This window comes from Micromonospora gifhornensis (assembly GCF_016863515.1).
GTDB classification, from domain to species: Bacteria; Actinomycetota; Actinomycetes; order Mycobacteriales; family Micromonosporaceae; genus Micromonospora; species Micromonospora gifhornensis.
Genome location: NZ_BOPA01000010.1, coordinates 44,075 through 61,033, shown reverse-complemented (window position 1 = coordinate 61,033; position 16,959 = coordinate 44,075). Strand labels below are relative to the sequence as shown.

Annotated in this window: 13 protein-coding genes; 7 read left to right on the top strand and 6 right to left on the bottom strand. The window is 71.9% G+C overall.

From position 1 onward, the window contains the following. The first annotated feature begins 21 nt into the window (after nt 1-21). From eccCa to Vgi01_RS04815, 3 genes are all read left to right on the top strand, one after another. On the top strand, nt 22-3,972 hold the full coding sequence (gene eccCa, locus Vgi01_RS04825) for a type VII secretion protein EccCa (protein ID WP_204290266.1): 3,951 nt from the start codon (nt 22-24) through the stop codon (nt 3,970-3,972). Between the two features lie 86 nt (nt 3,973-4,058). Next, the gene (gene mycP / locus Vgi01_RS04820; protein ID WP_373306859.1) at nt 4,059-5,369 is read left to right on the top strand and encodes a type VII secretion-associated serine protease mycosin; all 1,311 of its coding nucleotides are present in this window, start codon (nt 4,059-4,061) and stop codon (nt 5,367-5,369) included. Between the two features lie 61 nt (nt 5,370-5,430). Continuing rightward, nucleotides 5,431-6,201 carry a phosphatase PAP2 family protein gene (locus Vgi01_RS04815; RefSeq protein ID WP_373306858.1) on the top strand — a complete coding sequence of 257 codons (771 nt, stop codon included), beginning with the start codon at nt 5,431-5,433 and terminating at the stop codon, nt 6,199-6,201. A gap of 3 nt (nt 6,202-6,204) precedes the next feature. Here Vgi01_RS04815 and Vgi01_RS04810 read toward each other — a convergent pair whose 3' ends face one another. The 6 genes from Vgi01_RS04810 to Vgi01_RS04785 form a co-directional block, all read right to left on the bottom strand. Continuing rightward, entirely contained in the window at nt 6,205-7,383 is a 1,179-nt protein-coding gene (locus Vgi01_RS04810; protein WP_013736300.1) for a MarP family serine protease, read from the bottom strand. 63 nt (nt 7,384-7,446) lie between these two features. Continuing rightward, nucleotides 7,447-8,154, bottom strand: a complete 708-nt coding sequence (locus Vgi01_RS04805; RefSeq protein ID WP_102655997.1) for an NUDIX hydrolase — start codon at nt 8,152-8,154, stop codon at nt 7,447-7,449. 13 nt (nt 8,155-8,167) lie between these two features. After that, a complete protein-coding gene (locus tag Vgi01_RS04800; RefSeq protein ID WP_204290265.1) occupies nt 8,168-8,821 on the bottom strand; it encodes a TlpA family protein disulfide reductase in 654 nt (217 codons plus the stop codon). Further along, nucleotides 8,818-9,627 carry an endonuclease III gene (gene nth / locus Vgi01_RS04795; protein WP_199180044.1) on the bottom strand — a complete coding sequence of 270 codons (810 nt, stop codon included), beginning with the start codon at nt 9,625-9,627 and terminating at the stop codon, nt 8,818-8,820. The genes Vgi01_RS04800 and nth overlap by 4 nt, the downstream gene beginning before the upstream one ends. 54 nt (nt 9,628-9,681) lie before the next feature. After that, nucleotides 9,682-10,830 carry a CapA family protein gene (locus Vgi01_RS04790; RefSeq protein ID WP_102656000.1) on the bottom strand — a complete coding sequence of 383 codons (1,149 nt, stop codon included), beginning with the start codon at nt 10,828-10,830 and terminating at the stop codon, nt 9,682-9,684. 57 nt (nt 10,831-10,887) lie between these two features. Beyond that, on the bottom strand, nt 10,888-11,550 hold the full coding sequence (locus tag Vgi01_RS04785; protein WP_102656001.1) for an adenosylcobinamide amidohydrolase: 663 nt from the start codon (nt 11,548-11,550) through the stop codon (nt 10,888-10,890). 211 nt (nt 11,551-11,761) lie between these two features. On the opposite strand from Vgi01_RS04785, the gene Vgi01_RS04780 reads away from it, so the two are divergent. From Vgi01_RS04780 to Vgi01_RS04765, 4 genes are all read left to right on the top strand, one after another. After that, a complete protein-coding gene (locus Vgi01_RS04780; RefSeq protein ID WP_013736306.1) occupies nt 11,762-12,439 on the top strand; it encodes a Crp/Fnr family transcriptional regulator in 678 nt (225 codons plus the stop codon). A 460-nt stretch (nt 12,440-12,899) separates the two neighbouring features. Then, nucleotides 12,900-13,535, top strand: coding sequence for a TetR/AcrR family transcriptional regulator (locus tag Vgi01_RS04775; protein WP_102656002.1), 636 nt, complete (start codon nt 12,900-12,902; stop codon nt 13,533-13,535). A 97-nt stretch (nt 13,536-13,632) separates the two neighbouring features. After that, the gene (locus tag Vgi01_RS04770) at nt 13,633-15,351 is read left to right on the top strand and encodes an acyclic terpene utilization AtuA family protein (protein ID WP_204290264.1); all 1,719 of its coding nucleotides are present in this window, start codon (nt 13,633-13,635) and stop codon (nt 15,349-15,351) included. After that, nucleotides 15,348-16,949: an acyl-CoA carboxylase subunit beta gene (locus Vgi01_RS04765; protein ID WP_204290263.1), complete on the top strand. Its 1,602-nt coding sequence runs from the start codon at nt 15,348-15,350 to the stop codon at nt 16,947-16,949. Before Vgi01_RS04770 ends, Vgi01_RS04765 begins: the two co-directional genes overlap by 4 nt. Nucleotides 16,950-16,959: the final 10 nt, after the last annotated feature.

Sequence of the window (16,959 nt, the reverse complement as noted above, 5' to 3'; positions counted from 1 at the left end):
CGAGCGCGGTCAGGAGGTCGCGTGTCCACTGTCGTCATCCGGCGGCCGCCCCGGCGTCCGGCACCGCAGATCCCGGTCGGTGAGCTGCCAGTCGAGGCACCACCGGAGATACCCGCCGTCACCGGTGGACGTTGGCACCAGATGTTGATGGTGCTGCCGATGCTCGGCGGCACCATCGCCATGGCCATGATGTTCGGCCGGGGCGGCGGCGCCTACTCGTACGTGGTGGGGGCCATGTTCGGGCTCTCCTCGCTGGCCATGCTCGTCACCAGTTGGGGCAGCGCCTCGGGCAGCCCCCGCAAGTCCGAGATGATGGCGGCTCGCCGGGAGTACCTGCGACACCTGGCGACGTTGCGGCGGCAGGTGCGACAGGCTGCGGCGCAACAGCGCACCGGGCTCTGTTACCGGCACCCGGACCCGGGGCTGCTCTGGTCGACGGTGGACAGCCACCGGGTGTGGGAACGCCGGCCCACCGACGCGGACTTCGCCGTCGTCCGGGTCGCGGTCGGGCCGCAGACCCTGGCCACGCCGCTGATTCCACCTGTCACCCGCCCGTTGGAGGAGTTGGAGCCGATGACGGCGGGCGCGCTGCGCCGGTTCCTCGACGCGTACTCGGTGGTGCCCGACCTGCCGGTGGCGCTGTCGCTGCGCAGTTTCGCCCGCGTGTTCGTCCGGGGCACGCCGGCCGGGAACACCGGCTCGCCGGCCGCGCAGGCACTGGTCCGGGCGATGCTCACCCAACTCGCCGTCTTCCACGCGCCGGACGAACTCCTCGTCGCCGTCTGCGCCGGGCCGGAACGCCGCGACCGCTGGGAGTGGACCAAGTGGCTGCCGCACGCCCAGCACCCGACGCGCAGCGACGCCCTCGGTCCGGTACGCCTGGTGACCAGTTCGGCGATGGAACTGGAGCGTCTGCTCGACGAGGTGCTGGCCAGTCGGCCCCGGTTCAGCCCGGCCGGGCCCGCCACGGACGGCCCGCACCTGGTGGTCGTGCTGGACGGCGGTGACCTCACCGGTGCCACCGAACTGGCGGGCGACGGTGGCATCGACGGGGTCACACTGATCGATCTGGACACTCCGCCGCCTCGGCTGCTCGACCGGTTCGCGCTGCTGCTGGAGCTGCGCGAGGGCCGGCTGCACTCGCATTCGGCGGACGAGGCCGCCGAGGTCGGCACCGCCGACGCTCTGAGCATCGTCGAGGCCGAGGCGGTGGCCCGCCGGCTGGCACCGTTGCGGCTGGCCGCCGCCACCGGCGGCAAGGATGCGGCGCCCGGTGTCGAGCCGGGTCTGCCGGAGCTGCTCGGCCTCGGCGACCCGGCGGGCTTCACCGCCGAGCAGGGTTGGGCCCCCCGGTCGGCCCGCGAGCGTCTGCGGGTGCCGCTCGGGGTCGGCGTCGACGGCGGTGCGGTCGAGCTGGACCTCAAGGAGTCGGCGCAGGACGGGATGGGCCCGCACGGCCTGCTCATCGGTGCCACCGGCTCGGGCAAGTCCGAGTTGCTGCGTACGTTGGTGCTCGGGCTCGCCGCCACCCACTCGTCGGAACAGCTCAACTTCGTGCTCGTCGACTTCAAGGGCGGCGCGACGTTCGCCTCCTTCGACCGGCTGCCACACACCGCAGCGGTGATCACCAACCTGGCGGACGCCCTGCCGCTGGTGGACCGCATGGTCGACGCGATCAACGGCGAACTGGTCCGGCGGCAGGAGCTGCTGCGCCGGGCCGGCAACTTCGCGAGCCTGCGCGACTACGAACGGGCCCGGGCGGCGGGCAGTCCGCTGGCCCCGCTGCCGTCGCTGCTGTTGATCTGCGACGAGTTCTCCGAACTGCTCTCCGCCAAGCCCGACTTCATCGACCTCTTCGTCCAGATCGGCCGGTTGGGCCGCTCCCTCGGCGTGCACCTGCTGCTCGCCAGCCAGCGGTTGGAGGAGGGCCGGCTGCGCGGCCTGGACACCCACCTGTCGTACCGGATCGGTCTGCGGACCTTCTCCTCGCTGGAATCGCGCACCGTGCTCGGGGTGCCGGACGCCTACGAACTGCCCCGTACGCCGGGGCACGGTTATCTGCGCTTCGGCACCGAGCCGTTGCTGCGGTTCAAGGCCGCGTACGTCTCCGGGCCGGTGCGGCGGCGGGGGACGTCGGCCTCGGCGGCAGGTCCGGACCGGCCCCGGCTGCTCACCTTCTCCACCCACTTCACGCCGGCTGCGCAGCCGCCCGTCCCGGCCGTCACCGCCGAGCCGGACGAGGAGACCGGTCAGACCCTGCTAGACCTGCTGATCGGCCGGCTCACCGGGCAGGGTCCACCGGCCCATCAGGTGTGGTTGCCGCCGCTGGACGGCGCCCCCGCGCTTGACGAGCTGGTCGGGCCCCTCACGATCGATCCCGGCCGGGGCCTGACCTTCGGCAATCCGGAGCTGCACGGTGCCCTTCAGGTGCCGGTGGCGGTGGTCGACAAGCCGTACGAGCAGCGTCGTGACCTGCTCTGGTTGGCGCTGGACGGCGCAGCCGGCCACGTCGCGGTGGTCGGCGGTACGCAGAGCGGCAAGTCCACCGCACTCCGTACGCTGATCTGCGCGCTGGCGCTCACCCACACCCCGGCCGAGGTGCAGGTCTACTGCCTCGACTTCGGCGGTGGCGGGTTGGCGGCGGTACGCGACCTGCCGCACGTCGGTGGGGTGGTCGGGCGGGCCGATCCGACAGGCGTACGCCGCACCGTGGGTGAGATGGCCACCCTGCTGGCGGAGCGGGAACGCGCCTTCGCCGAATCCGGGGTCGAGTCGGTGGCCGCCTGGCGGCAGCGCCGAGCCGCCCGACTCGCCGGCGGGTCGGCCGAGGGTGACCGGTTCGGTGACGTCTTCCTCGTCGTCGACGGCTGGGCGACCCTGCGCGGCGAGTACGACGACCTGGAACCACTGATCACCGATCTCGCCACCCGGGGCCTGTCGTACGGGCTGCACGTGGTGGCGACCGCGGTGCGCTGGCTGGACTTCCGCCCCGCCATCCGGGACCTGTTCGGATCCCGCCTGGAGTTGCGGCTCGGTGACCCGTCCGACTCGCTCGTCGCCCGGCGTGCGGCGGCCGACGTGCCGGAGCAGACGCCGGGGCGCGGCATCACCGCCGCGAGTCTGCACTTCCTCGTCGCGTTGCCCCAGTCCACCGGCTCCGATACCGCTGCCCTGGTGAAGCAGATCGGCGGGGCCTGGTCCGGGCCGTCCGCTCCCCCGGTGCGGCTGCTACCGGCGGTGCTGCCGTACGCCGATCTGGATCGCGACGCCGCCACCGGGTTGCGCATCCCGATCGGGATCGCCGAGGCGGACCTGCGCCCGGTCGTGCTCGACTTCACCACCGAACCGCACTTCGTGGTCTACGGCGACGCCGAATGCGGCAAGTCTTCGTTCCTGCGTGCCCTGGCCAGCACGATCGTCAGCAGGTTCACGCCGGAGCAGGCTCGGGTGATCCTGGTCGACTACCGGCGCAGCTTGCTCGGCGTCATCGAGGAACCCCATCTGATCGGGTACGGCACCACCGCCGCACACACCACCGACCTGGTCGAGTCCGCCGCCGGTTACATGCAGGGCCGGATTCCCGGTCCCGATGTCGGCCCGGCCCAGTTGCGGGACCGGTCGTGGTGGTCCGGCCCGGAGTTGTTCGTCCTGGTCGACGACTACGACCTGGTGGCCAGCGGGCCGGCGAACCCGCTGCGGTCACTTGAGGAGCATCTGCCGCACGCCCGCGACGTCGGGTTGCACCTGGTGCTGGTCCGTCGCTGCGGTGGCGCCGGCCGGGCGCAGTACGAGCCGATCGTCCAACGGCTACGCGAACTGTCCACCTCGGGCCTGGTGATGTCGGGCAGCCCGGACGAAGGCGCCCTGGTCGGCCCGGTACGGCCCGGTCCGTTGCCCGCCGGGCGTGGCCGACTGTTCACCCGACGGGAGGGCGTACGGCTGGTCCAACTCGCGTACTTGCCGCCACAGTGACGTCGAGTATCGCGAACGTCCCTGGAAACGGGACGGAACCGGTAATCTCCGATCGTCATGTCTGCTGCGACCGAACGGCTGAGAATGTGACAAGGGTGCGGCACAGTCGCCCGCCGGGGCCTCGACGGCTGGCCGGCCGGGCGCTGCTCGCTGCGGCGGCCACCGCCGTGTCGGCTGTCGCTGCGGCGGTGCCGGCTGCCGCCGTACCGGCGAACCCGAGCGTCACCGTGCCGGTGGCGTACGCGCCCGGCGACGTGACCGACCGTGCCGACCAGATCCGCGACGAGCAGTGGCAGCTCGACAAGCTCGGTGCCCGGACCGCCTGGCGCACGTCGACCGGCCGGGGCGTGACAGTGGCCGTGATCGATTCCGGGGTGGACGGTTCGCACCCGGATCTGGCCGGGCGGGTGCTGCCCGGCATCGACCTGGTCTCGCCGGACGGGGCGGCCGAACCGGATCCGGTCGGGCACGGCACCACCGTGGCGGGCCTGATCGCCGGGCGCAACGACGACCGTCAGGGCGTGGTGGGGCTGGCCCCGGACGCCCGGATCCTGCCGGTACGGGTGCTCGACGAGGAGAACCGCTACGACGACGCCCTGATCGTCGCCCAGGGTGTGCGGTGGGCGGTCGACAACGGCGCTCAGGTCATCAACCTGTCGCTCGGTGGCAGCGGGGACAGCCCGGCGTTGGCCGCCGCCATCGACTACGCCTTCGCCCGGGACGTGGTGGTCGTCGCCTGCACCGGCAACCTGGCCACCTCACCCGACGCGAAGGTGTGGTACCCGGCCCGGGAGCCGGGCGTGATCGCGGTTTCCGGGCTGGAACGGTCCAGCAACAACCTGTGGAGCGGCGCGATCACCGGCCGGGCCACCGTGCTGACCGCGCCGGCCAGCGGTCTCGTCGGCGCCCGGTCCCCCGCCGGCTACTGGCGGGTGCAGGGCACCAGCTTCGCCGCGCCACTGGTCGCCGCCACCGCCGCCCTGGTCCGGGCCCGCTATCCGCAGATGTCCGCCGGCGACGTGGTGAACCGTCTGCTGGTCACCGCCAAGGACATCGGTCCCACCGGCCGCGACGACCGGTTCGGCTACGGCCTGGTGGACCCGATCGCGGCGCTGACCGCGGATGTGCCGCTGGTGCAGCACAACCCGTTGGACGACAACGAGACACCGGGAATCAGCGGGTTCGGCCCGGCACCGGGCTCGATCCCCACGCCGGACCCGGACGCCGAACAGCTCGGCTTCACCGCGCCGCAGCAGGAAACCCGCTGGCGGGCTCGGGCGGCGGGCGCGCAGGACAGCAGCGGCACGGATCGGCTCTGGATCGGCTCGGCGATCCTCGTCGCCCTGGTCACCGGCGCCCTGCTCATGGTGCGTCGGTTCCGGCAGTCGCCCCGCTGACCGTCGACGAATTCGTCCGATCCCCGGTAGCGGACCCGGTGGTGCGGGTACAACGATCGCCGTGGGCAGCGATCGGCGTAGTCTCCCGCCTACCTCATGGCGACAGCGACGGCTGCCTGTGGTCGGCGCGACGCCGTCGGGCCGTACGCCGGCCGTCAGCCTGCTGACGTTCCTGCCGTTCGCCCTGCTCACCGGGTTGGTGCTGGGTGGTTGGGCACCGCTGCACCGGCTGGACGTGACGGTGACCGAGCACCTGCACGGGTACGCCGTCGCCCATCCGCTCTGGGTCCGGGTGATGAGCGTCTGGACCGACGCCTTCGCACCGATGCCGCTGCGCGTCGCGGCGCTGTTCCTGGTGCTCTGGTTGGTGCGCCGCGGCGCTCGACGGCTCGCGGTCTGGGTCGTCACCACAATGGTGGTCGGCGGTCTGCTCGGGCCGCTGCTGAAGCTGCTGGTCGGCCGGGCACGACCGGATCTGCCCGATCCCGTGGCGGAGGCGCCCGGTCTGGCCTTCCCGTCCGGGCACGCGCTGAACGCGGTGCTCGCCGCCGGGGTCCTCGTGGTGGTGTTCCTACCTCGGCCGTCCACGCCGGCCCGAGCAGGTCAGCCCGCGACCGGGGCCGGGCCGGGTGCCCAGGCGGCGGTCTGGCTCGGCGCGCTGTTGATCGCCCTGGTCACCGGCTTCAGCCGGGTCGCCCTCGGCGTGCACTGGAGCAGTGATGTGCTGGCCGGCTGGCTGCTCGGGTTGACGGTGGTCATCGCCAGCACCGCCGCCCTGGGCGTGTGGCCTCGGGCAGCGTCGCCGCGGCGAAGTCCGGCACCGCACCGTTGAGCGTCAGGTGCACTCACCGGTGTCGACGCCCCGGGTACGCTGCGCGCCCTCCAGGGCCACCGGGCGGGCTTCGGCGGCGGTCACCGCGAAGCCGGTGTTCGGGTCGTCCGCCGCCGCCGCGAAGATCACCCCGAGGACCAGCCCGTTCGAGGAGACAAGCGGCCCGCCGGAGTTGCCGCTGCGCACCAGCGCCCGGATCGTGATGATCTCCCGGGTCACGTTGCCGGAGGAGTAGATGTCCGGCCCGGTGATCCGGTCGACGTCGCGGACCCGCGCCGACTGGGCGTTGTACGGCCCGTCCAGCGGGAACCCGAGCACGATGGCGTCCGCGCCGGTGGACGCGTTGCCGGCGGCGAACCGCATGGAGGGGCCGGGCAGCCCGGGCACGTACAGCACGGCCAGGTCGCGGTTCGGGTCGTAGACGACGACCTCGCCCTCGTACCGCTCGCCGCGCAGTTCCACCGCCACCGAACGGGTGCCGGCGACCACGTGCGCGTTCGTCATCACCCGGTCGTCGGCGTACACGAAGCCGGAGCCCTCGATGCGGCGGGAGCAACTCGGTGCGGAACCGAGCACCTTGACCACGGAGCGCTGACCGCTGGCCACCACCTCGGAGCCGGCCAGCGCCGGGTCGGGCGGCTCGACCTGCCGGGCCTGGGTACGCCGCAGGCCGTCGAAGACGTCCGGGAACCCGTTCGTGTCGACGGTGTCGCGCAGCGCGGTGGAGAGCTGCTGCGCCTGGTCGGGCAGCACCCGGTCGACCACGTTGAGCAGGGCGCTGCTGCGTACCGAGGCGGCCAGCCAGGGCAGCGACGAGGAGCCGAGCGGCACCGCGACGAGCCAGGCCACCAGCAGCACCGCGAAGAGTGAGACGAACGCGCCGCCGACGTCGTCTACCCGGCGGGCCACGTCATTGTTGATGGTTCGACGCAGGTGCGAACCGAGCCATCCGGCGAGTGCCTGACCGATCACGGCCAGTCCGAAGATGGCGGCCAGCGAGATCAGCACCCGGGTGCCGCTGTCGACGAACTGCTGGGCGAACATGGGCCCGATCTGGAGCCCGATCAGGGCACCCAGGAAGAACCCGGAGAACGACAGCACCCCGATGACGAACCCCTGTCGGTATCCGCTGATCGCGAACACGAGCATGAGCAACAGCAGGACGAGATCCACGGCCGACACGGCTCAAGCGTACGGGCCGACAGCTCGCGGAATGACGATCGCTAGCGGAAGGTGACCGTCCGATCAGCGCATCGCGCTCTCGTCGACGTCGTCGGTGCCGGCCGAGGGAGCGGGCGTCGCCTCGGTCGGCGGCAGGTCGATCACCCGGTTGTGGGACCACGGCCGGCTCCACCCGCCCATGTCCAGCAGACCCGACAACACCCCCGCGGTGAATCCCCAGACCAGCATCCCGCGTACGGAGAACGCCGGGCCGATCCAGCCGCTCGGGTGGCGTACCTGCATCCGGTTCTCCGGGTCGACCAGTTCGACGATGGGCAGCCGGGCGACGTGGGCCACCTCGGCCGGCTCCCGCGCGTGCACCGGGTGCGGGGCGTGCCACCAGGCAAGCACCGGCGTGACCACGAAGTCGCTGACCGGGATCCAGAGTCGGGGCAGCTCGGTCAGCAGGGTCACGCTGCCGACGTCCAGCCCGACCTCCTCGTTGGCCTCCCGCAGTGCGGTCGCGGCGGCGTCGGCGTCCTCCGGGTCGGCGGCACCGCCGGGAAAAGCGGGCTGGCCGGCGTGGTTGCGCAGCGTCGCGGCCCGTTGGAGGATCAGCACGTCCGGGCCGGTCTCACCCTCGCCGAGCAGCACCAGCACGGCGCTTTCCCGGCCGCCGTGCTCCGGCGTACGCAGCTGGGTGAAGTCCTCGATGCGGGCGGTGTCGAGGCGGGCCAGCAGTGGTTGCAGCCAGGCCGGCGCGCGGCGGGCCGTCTCCGGTGGCTGACTCATCGCGCCACCTCGCTCACGCTCCGACCGTGATGTCGAGATGCTGCTCAACGAGCTCGGTGAGCTGGGCGTCGTCCAGCGCGCCCGAGGTGTCGATGTGCCGGATCTGCCCGTCGGCGGCCAGGAACAGGGTCATCGGGAATGCATTGCGGCGCAGTGCCCGCTGCATCGCCTGCCCCTGGTCGACAAGCATCGGGAACCGTACGCCGAAGTCCTCGCCGATGGACTGGGCGGCGCTGCGGCTGTCCTGGGTGTTCACCCCGATGACCCGGAGCTGCCCTTCGGCGCGTTCGCTGAGCCGTTGGAAGGCGGGCAGTTCCTTGCGGCAGGGCGGGCACCAGGAGGCCCAGATGTTGATCACTGCTGGGCCGCGTACCTCCCGCAGGGCGACCGGTGCGCCGCCGGTGAAGCAGGTCAGCGACAGCTCGGGCAGTTGACTGCCGCCGCTGCCGGTGTCGCCGGCCGGGCGGTCGTCGGCCGAACTGCCCGGCGCACCGTCGTCGCCTGAGCTGCCCGGGGCGCTGGTCAGCGCGGCGCAGTCGGCGAACGGCGACGGGCGGCTGGCGGCCGGGTCCTGCCGGGTGGGTGGGGGCTTCTCGGCCTCGGCGGTGCAGGCGGCGGTGGCGACCAGCAGCAGCGGCATGGCGAGCAGAGCGAGCCGGCGGATCATGGCGCCTCCGCCCGGACCGCCTGCACCGGCACCAACTCCGGATCGACCCCGGCGGCGACCGCGAGGTCACGGGCGCGGGGGCCCTTGAGCAGCTTCGCCGCGGCGGCCGGCTCGGTGGGCCCGGTGCCGTACGACGGGCAGAGCTTCGACAACGTGCACGCTCCGCAGGCCGGCTTGCGCGCGTGGCAGACCCGCCGGCCGTGGAAGATGATCCTGTGCGACAGCATGGTCCAGTCGCGCTTGGGGAACATCGCCCCGATCGCGTGCTCGATCTTGACCGGGTCGGTCTCCGAGGTGAGCCCCCAGCGGTGCACCAGCCGCTGGAAGTGGGTGTCGACGGTGATGCCGGGCACGTCGAAGGCGTTGCCGAGGATGACGTTCGCGGTCTTGCGGCCGATCCCGGGCAGCGTCACCAGGTCGGCCAACCGGCCGGGCACCCGGCCGTCGTAGCGTTGCACCAACGCCTGACCGAGCTGGATCAGTGAGTTGGTCTTGTTGCGGTAGAACCCGGTGGGCCGGATCAACTCCTCCATCTCGGCCCGGTCCGCCCCGGCGTAGTCGGCGGCGCTCGGATAGCGGGCGAAGAGCTTCGGAGTGACCTCGTTGACCTTCTTGTCCGTGCACTGGGCCGACAGGATGGTGGCGACGGCCAACTCCAGCGGGCTGGTGTGGTTGAGCTCACAGTGCGCGTCGGGGTGCGTCTCGGTCAGCACGCGGCCGATCCGCCGCGCCCGCCGGGTACGCCCGAGGTCGGTCTCGGTGGCACTTCTGGTCACGACGGCCAGCCTACGTCGCCCCGCCGACACGGCGACGGGCACGCGTACGCAGGGTGGCTCAGCCCTCGTCGGGTGCCGGGTGACTCAGCCCGCGGCGGGCGGGCTGATCTTGCCGGAGTCGGTGAACCTGGCGCCGGTCTCCGGGAAGTCGAGCTTGGTGACTTCCTTCAGCAGCCCGAGGCCGCGATCGTCGGGATCCACCACCGGCTTGCGGACCCCGTCCATGTACGTCGACACGAACGAGCCGCCCGCCCAGGTGCCGTCCTCCTCCAACGACACCTTGAGCACCCCACCCCAGCCGAGTCGCCCGTTGTTGCTCAGCGAGTTGCCGCCACCGGCGAAGTTGCCCAGGCTGTACGCGATCAGCCGGCCCTTGTAGAACTCCATGCCCCGCAGCACGTGCGGACCGTGCCCGACCACCAGGTCCGCCCCGGAATCGATCATGGCTCGGGAGAACTTGATCGGGTCACCCCGGTTCTCGCCGAGGAACATCTCGGTGCCCGGTCGTACCCGGGTCATCTCCGCACCCTCGGCACCCATGTGCACCTGCACCACCACGATGTCGGCCATGGTGGCGGCCTTCGCGATCACCTTCTTCGCGGCCGGGATGTCGGTCAGGCTGTTCGACCAGCGGTACGACGAGAACCCGGCCACCGCGACCTTGACGCCCTTGACCTCCACCACGGTGATCTGGTCGGGGGCGCCGGTGTGCTCCAGCCCGTGCTCCTCCAGCGCCTTCTGGGTGTTCTCGTACCCCTTCTCACCGAAGTCGTAGCCGTGGTTGTTGGCCTGGTTGAGCAGGTCGAACCCGGCGTCGGCGAGGTGTGCGGCGTACTCCGGCGGGGCCCGGAACTGGAAGCAGCGGGTCGAATCCGCCCCGCACTTGCCGGCCCCCGTGTCCACGGTCAACGGCTCTTCCAGGTTGCCCATCACCAGGTCGGCGGCGAGCGCCTTCTTCACCGAGTCGAAGAAGCCCTTGCCGTTGTTCGGCGGCAGCCGGTTGGGTGCCATCGCCATCACGATGTCGCCGGTGGCCGAGAGCGAGATCTTCTTGACCTTCGGCGTCGGCGACTCGACGGGGGCTCCGGTGCCGCCACCGCCCGCACCGGGTTGCCAGATCGGCCCTTCGGTGACTTCGGCACAACCGGCGAGCAGGAGCGCAGCGAACAGCGCGCCGAGCACGGCCAGGGCAGGGCGGCGACGTCGGGACGCAAGGGGGGCGGGAGCATACATCGTGGGCGACCCTACCGGGCCGAAAACCGGATCACGACGGCCGATCGGTCGAGGAGTTCAGACCCGGAGCCGATCCGACCATGGCACGACTGTGCCGGTCCCGACAGCGAGCACGGCGGCATGGACCGCCCGGGCCAGCGGCGCGCCCCACTCCGACCGCGGGCCACCGTACGCGCTGACCGGACCGGTCGGTGGGCACAGCACGGTGACCGCGTCGGTCGGGGTCCCGGTGCCCGGCAGGCCGAGTTCGGCGATCGCCTGCGCCTTGGCCTCGGTGGCCGTGGCCACCGCGTTCACCAGCGCGGCGTCGCCGAGCCGGGCCGGCACCCACGCCACGATGTTGACCGTGCCGACCCGCTGGGCGACGGTCGGGGTCGCCGGCGCCGCCGCGGGGATCGGGGTGCCCAGGCCGACGGTGGCCCACACCCGCACCCCGGTGTCGGTCCGGGTCAGCACCTCGCTCACGTCGACACCGGTCAGCAGGCCCACCCCGGGTCCGTCGAGGCCGAGCCGGCGGGCCATCTCGCCCAGGTGGGCGGCCGGGTCCTCCCGGTCGTACGACATCGGCACTGTCGCGTTCAGCACCCACCGTCGTACGCCGATGCCACCGCCGAGCGGAGCGCTGCTGACCGCCCGCAGCGGTCGCCTCGCCCGCCACACGAGTAGCGGAATGTCCCACCCGTCCTCACGACGAGTGGTCAGCAGGGGGTCGCTCAGCACGCCGTGACCTTACGACCAGCGGCTCCGCCAGATCGGGTGGGCCGGCGATCGTAGTGGGTGTCGGCGACGGGCGGGTTACACCAACGATCAAGATTCCAGGGGTGGACCTCTGATTACTGCTCACGTGCGCCTAGACTGGGCGGCGCGCGAGGGGATCAGCGGACGGCAGTCCCGGCCGAGCAGACGGCACGCGCAACCGGAGGTGTGCGCGATGGACGAGGTACTGGCCCGCAGCGGGATCTTCCAGGGCGTTGACCCGGAGGCTGCCGAGGCGCTCGCCAAGGAGATGGAGACGATCGAGGTCCGCAAGGGCGAGGTCGTCTTCAACGAGGGCGAGCCCGGCGACAGTCTCTACATCCTGCTGTCCGGCAAGATCAAGGTTGGTCGCCGCGCGGCGGACGGCCGACAGAACCTGATCGCGGTCATGGGACCGTCGGACATGGTGGGCGAGCTGTCCCTGTTCGACCCGGGCCCACGTACGGCGACCGCCACCGCGGTCACCGACAGCCGCCTGGCCCGACTGCGCAAGCAGGCCCTGCGCCCCTGGCTGAACAACCGGCCGGAGATCGCCGAGCAGCTGCTGCGGGTGCTCGCCCGCCGCCTGCGCCGGACCAACGACGCCCTGGCCGACCTGATCTTCACCGACGTGCCCGGCCGGGTCGCCAAGAACCTGCTCCAGATGGCCGGCCGCTTCGGCACCCGCGACGGCGGCGTGCTGCGCGTGACCCACGACCTCACGCAGGAGGAGATCGCCCAGCTCGTCGGCGCCTCCCGGGAGACGGTCAACAAGGCCCTTGCCGACTTCGCCTCGCGCGGCTGGCTGCGCCTGGACGGCAAGAGCATCATCATCCTCGACCCGGAGCGCCTGGCCCGCCGCGCCCGCGTCTGACCCCGTCTGCTCACCCACCCGCTCGGCCCGCCACCGCGGACCGGGCGGGTGGCGCTTTTCCACGTCCAGCCCGGCCCTCGGCCCTCGGTGCCCCGACCCCTTGGCCATCGCCCCTTGACAGCCCTCGGTGCGCCCTCGGCTCGGACCGAGGGCCGGGAGGTTGGTCCGTGCGAGCAGGGGGCGCCTCCCCTTCCGCCCTGTGTCCACGCCCCCCTTTGCTCTGCTTCAACCCACGCAATGGTTCGCCGCCAACAACGATGCGTGGGTTGAAGCAGAGCAAAGGGGCACAGTGAGGTGCCGGAGGGGGCGACGCGGGAGGGGTTCGCGGGCACGTACGCGCCGCAGTCTCCGCCGGTCGGCACGGTGTGGCGTGGAGATCAGCGGGGCGGGCCGAGGCAGCCGCAGGAGCGATAAAAAAGTCAGTCTTGACTGTTTGTTTCTGGCGCGGCAGGCTGTGCGCGTGTCCACCGCATCGACCCGGGTCCCTCAACAGGAACGCAGTCGCGCCACTCAGGCCCGGCTGCTGGAGGCGACCCTCGACTGCCTGGTGGAACACGGTTGGTCCGGCACCACCACGACCGTCGTGGCTCAGCGCGCGGGCGTTTCGCGGGGTGCCCAGCTGCACCACTACCCGACCAGGGCGGCCCTGGTCACCGCCGCCGTCGTGCACCTCACCGAGCGGCGGGCGGCAGAGTTGCGCAGCGAAGCGGAGACCCTGCCGGCCGGCCCAGGTCGGCTGGACCGGGTCGTCGACCTGCTCGCCGCCGCCTTCACCGGGCCGCTGTTCGTCGCCGCCCTCGAACTCTGGGTGGCCGCCCGTACCGACGCCGAACTACGTGCCGCGCTGCTGCCGCTGGAGGCCCGGGTGGGCCGGGAGATGTACCGGCTGACCGTCGAGCTGCTCGGGGTGGACGAACGCCGGCCCGGCGTACGGGAGGCGGTGCAGGCGACCCTCGACCTGCTGCGTGGGCTGGGCGTGGCCAATCTGCTCAGCGATGACTCGGCCCGGCGGACCGCCCTGCTGCAGGCCTGGAAACACCAGCTCGCCGCCCTGCTCACCCCCGCTGCCGACCCGCCGGGGAGCGCGCGGCACTGACGATCCCGCCCGGAGGCATCATGCTCGACCTGCCCGCACCGCCCACCGCACCGACTGCCACCGGACGGCTCGCACCGGCTGCCACCGGGCGGCTCGCATGAGTCGGGCCACCGGCCCGGGTGCGGTGCTGCGGGTCGGTAACGCCTCCGGCTTCTACGGCGACCGTTTCTCCGCCTGGCGGGAGATGCTCGACGGCGGCGAGTTGGACGTGTTGACCGGGGACTACCTGGCCGAGTTGACCATGCTCATCCTGGGCCGGGACCGGATGCGCGACCCCGACCTCGGCTACGCGAAGACCTTCCTCCGGCAACTGGAGGGCACCCTCGGCACCGCGCTGGACCGGGGCGTACGGATCGTCACCAACGCCGGTGGGCTCAACCCGGCGGGGCTGGCCGCCGCTGTGCGGTCTCTCGCCGACCGGCTCGGGCTCACTGTGCGGGTCGGGTACGTGGAGGGCGACGCCCTCGCCAGGCCGGACGCACTGACCGCCAACGCGTACCTCGGGGCGTTCGGCATCGCCGCCTGCCTCGACGGTGGGACCGACGTGGTGGTGACCGGCCGGGTCACCGACGCCTCGCTGGCCGTCGGCCCGGCCATCGCGCACTTCGGCTGGGGACGCGACGACCTGGACGCGCTGGCCGGGGCGACCGTCGCCGGGCACCTGATCGAGTGCGGTGCCCAGGTGGCCGGGGGCAACTTCAGCTTCTTCACCGAGTTGCCCGACGGTGGGCACCGGCCGGGCTTTCCGATCGCCGAGCTGCATCCGGACGGCTCGGCCGTGCTCACCAAGCATCCGGGCACCGGCGGCGCGGTCACCGTCGAGACGGTCACCGCCCAACTGTTGTACGAGGTGGGCGGGCCTGCGTATCTGGGGCCGGACGTGGTGACCCGGCTGGACACGGTGACCCTGGATCAGGAAGGGCCGGACCGGGTCCGGGTCTGCGGGGTCCGGGGTACGCCCCCACCGGAGACGCTCAAGGTCGGCATCAACAACCTGGGCGGCTTCCGCAACTCGATGACGTTCGTGCTCTGCGGGTTGGACATTCCGGCCAAGGCCGCCCTGGTCGAGGCGCAGTTGACCGAGTCGGTCGGCCCGGATGGGCTGGAGTTCACGCTGGCGCGTACCGACCATCCGGATGCCGTGAACACCGAGACGGCCAGCGCGCTGCTGCACGTACACCTGCGCGACGGTGACAAGTCGCGGGCCGGGCGGGCCTTCTCGGCCGCGGCGGTGGAGCTGGCGCTGGCCTCCTATCCGGGTTGCACCTTGACCACGTTGCCCGGCGACGCCACCCCGTACGGAGTCTTCACCACGGACGCCGTGCCGCAGGGCGACGTCGCACACGTCGCCGTGCTGCCCGACGGCATCCGCGTGCCGATCCCGCCGCCCCCGGTGACCTGTTTGGAAGGGCCCCCTATACAACACCAGGCGTTAATAAGGGGCCCTTCCTTTCACTCGACCCGGCGGGGGGTGCTGGGGGAGGTGGTGGGGGCGCGCTCGGGCGACAAGGGCGGCGACGCGAACCTCGGGGTGTGGGCGCGTACGGACGCGACCTGGGTCTGGTTGCGGGGCTGGCTGAGCGTTGAGCGGTTGGCCGAGTTGCTGCCGGAGACGGCGGCGCTGCGCGTGCAGCGGTACGAGCTGCCCAACCTGCGCGCGGTCAACTTCGTCATCGAGGGGCTGCTGGGTGCCGGGGTGGCCGCCTCCACCCGGTTCGACCCGCAGGCCAAGGCGCTCGGCGAACTGCTCCGCGCCCGGGTGGTGGACCTGCCGACGGAGCTGACCGCCGGACCGGCATCGGAGGGAGCGCAGTGAGCACACTGGACACCGCCGTCGATCCCACCTCGGCGGCGTTCCGCGCCAACCGGGAGGCGTTGCTGGAACGCATCGCCGAGCTGGACGACACCGTGCAGCAGGCGCGGGCCGGTGGCGGCGAGAAGTACGTGACCCGGCACCATGGGCGCGGCAAGCTGCTCCCCCGGGAACGCATCGAGCTGCTGCTGGATCAGGACAGCCCGTTCCTGGAACTGTCGTCGGTGGCCGGGTACGGCACGGATTTCCCGGTCGGGGCCAGCGTGGTGACCGGCATCGGGGTGGTCGAGGGCGTCGAGTGCCTGGTGGTCGCCAACGACCCGACGGTACGCGGCGGGGCGGTGAACCCCTGGTCGCTGGCGAAGACCCGGCGGGCCGGTGAGATCGCCCTGGCCAACCGGCTGCCCATGGTGAACCTGGTCGAGTCGGCCGGGGCGGATCTGCCCACCCAGGCGGAGATCTTCATTCCGGGTGGCCGGGTGTTCCGTGACCTGACCCGGCTCTCGGCCGAGAAGATCCCCACGGTCAGCGTGGTCTTCGGCAACGCCACCGCGGGCGGAGCCTACGTGCCCGGCATGTCGGACTACACAATCATGATCCGGGACCGGTCGCAGGTCTACCTGGCCGGGCCGCCGCTGGTGAAGATGGCCACCGGTGAGGACGCCGACGACGAGTCCCTGGGTGGGGCGGCCATGCACGCCACGACGAGCGGCCTGGCCGATTTCCTCGCCGCCGACGAGCGGGACGGCATCCGGCTGGCCCGGCAGTGCGTACGCCGGTTGAACTGGCGCAAGCTGGGCCCCTCGCCCCGCAACCCGCACCCCCAGCCGCCGAAGTACGACCCGGAGGAGTTGCTCGGCATCGTCAGCGCCGACCTCCGGGTGCCCTTCGATCCCCGCGAGGTGCTCGCCCGGGTGCTCGACGGCAGCGAGTTCGACGAGTTCAAACCGGCCTACGGCACCGCCCTGGTCACCGGTTGGGGCGAGCTGCACGGGTACCCGGTCGGTGTGCTCGCCAACGCCCGAGGCGTGCTGTTCAGCGCCGAGGCGCAGAAGGCGGCCCAGTTCATCCAGCTCGCCAACGCCACCGACACCCCGTTGATCTTCTTGCAGAACACCACCGGCTACATGGTCGGCACCTCCTACGAGCAGGGCGGCATCATCAAGCACGGCGCCCTGATGATCAACGCGGTGTCGAACTCGAAGGTGCCGCACCTGACGGTCAACCTGGGTGCCTCGTACGGGGCCGGCAACTACGGCATGTGCGGTCGGGCGTACGAGCCGAGGTTCCTGTTCACCTGGCCGAACGCGAAGTCGGCGGTGATGGGCCCGGCGCAGTTGGCCGGGGTGCTGTCCATCGTGGCCCGGCAGGCCGCCGCCGCCCGTGGCCAGGAGTTCGACGCCGACTCCGACGCGGCGATGCGAATGATGGTCGAGCAGCAGATCGAGTCGCAGTCCGGGGCGCTGTTCCTCTCCGGTCGGCTCTACGACGACGGGGTGATCGATCCTCGGGACACCCGTACCGTCCTCGGGTTCTGCCTGTCGGCCATCCACAACGGACCGGTGAAGGGCGCCGACGGCTTCGGCGTCTTCCGAATGTGAGCGGGCGAAT

Excerpts from the sequence above, each read along its gene's own strand:
- Vgi01_RS04805 (WP_102655997.1), bottom strand. The coding sequence starts at position 8,154 with ATGAGTCAGCCACCGGAGACGGCCCGCCGCGCGCCGGCCTGGCTGCAA.
- Vgi01_RS04800 (WP_204290265.1), bottom strand. The coding sequence starts at position 8,821 with ATGATCCGCCGGCTCGCTCTGCTCGCCATGCCGCTGCTGCTGGTCGCC.
- Vgi01_RS04790 (WP_102656000.1), bottom strand. The coding sequence starts at position 10,830 with ATGTATGCTCCCGCCCCCCTTGCGTCCCGACGTCGCCGCCCTGCCCTG.
- Vgi01_RS04780 (WP_013736306.1), top strand. The coding sequence starts at position 11,762 with ATGGACGAGGTACTGGCCCGCAGCGGGATCTTCCAGGGCGTTGACCCG.
- Vgi01_RS04770 (WP_204290264.1), top strand. The coding sequence starts at position 13,633 with ATGAGTCGGGCCACCGGCCCGGGTGCGGTGCTGCGGGTCGGTAACGCC.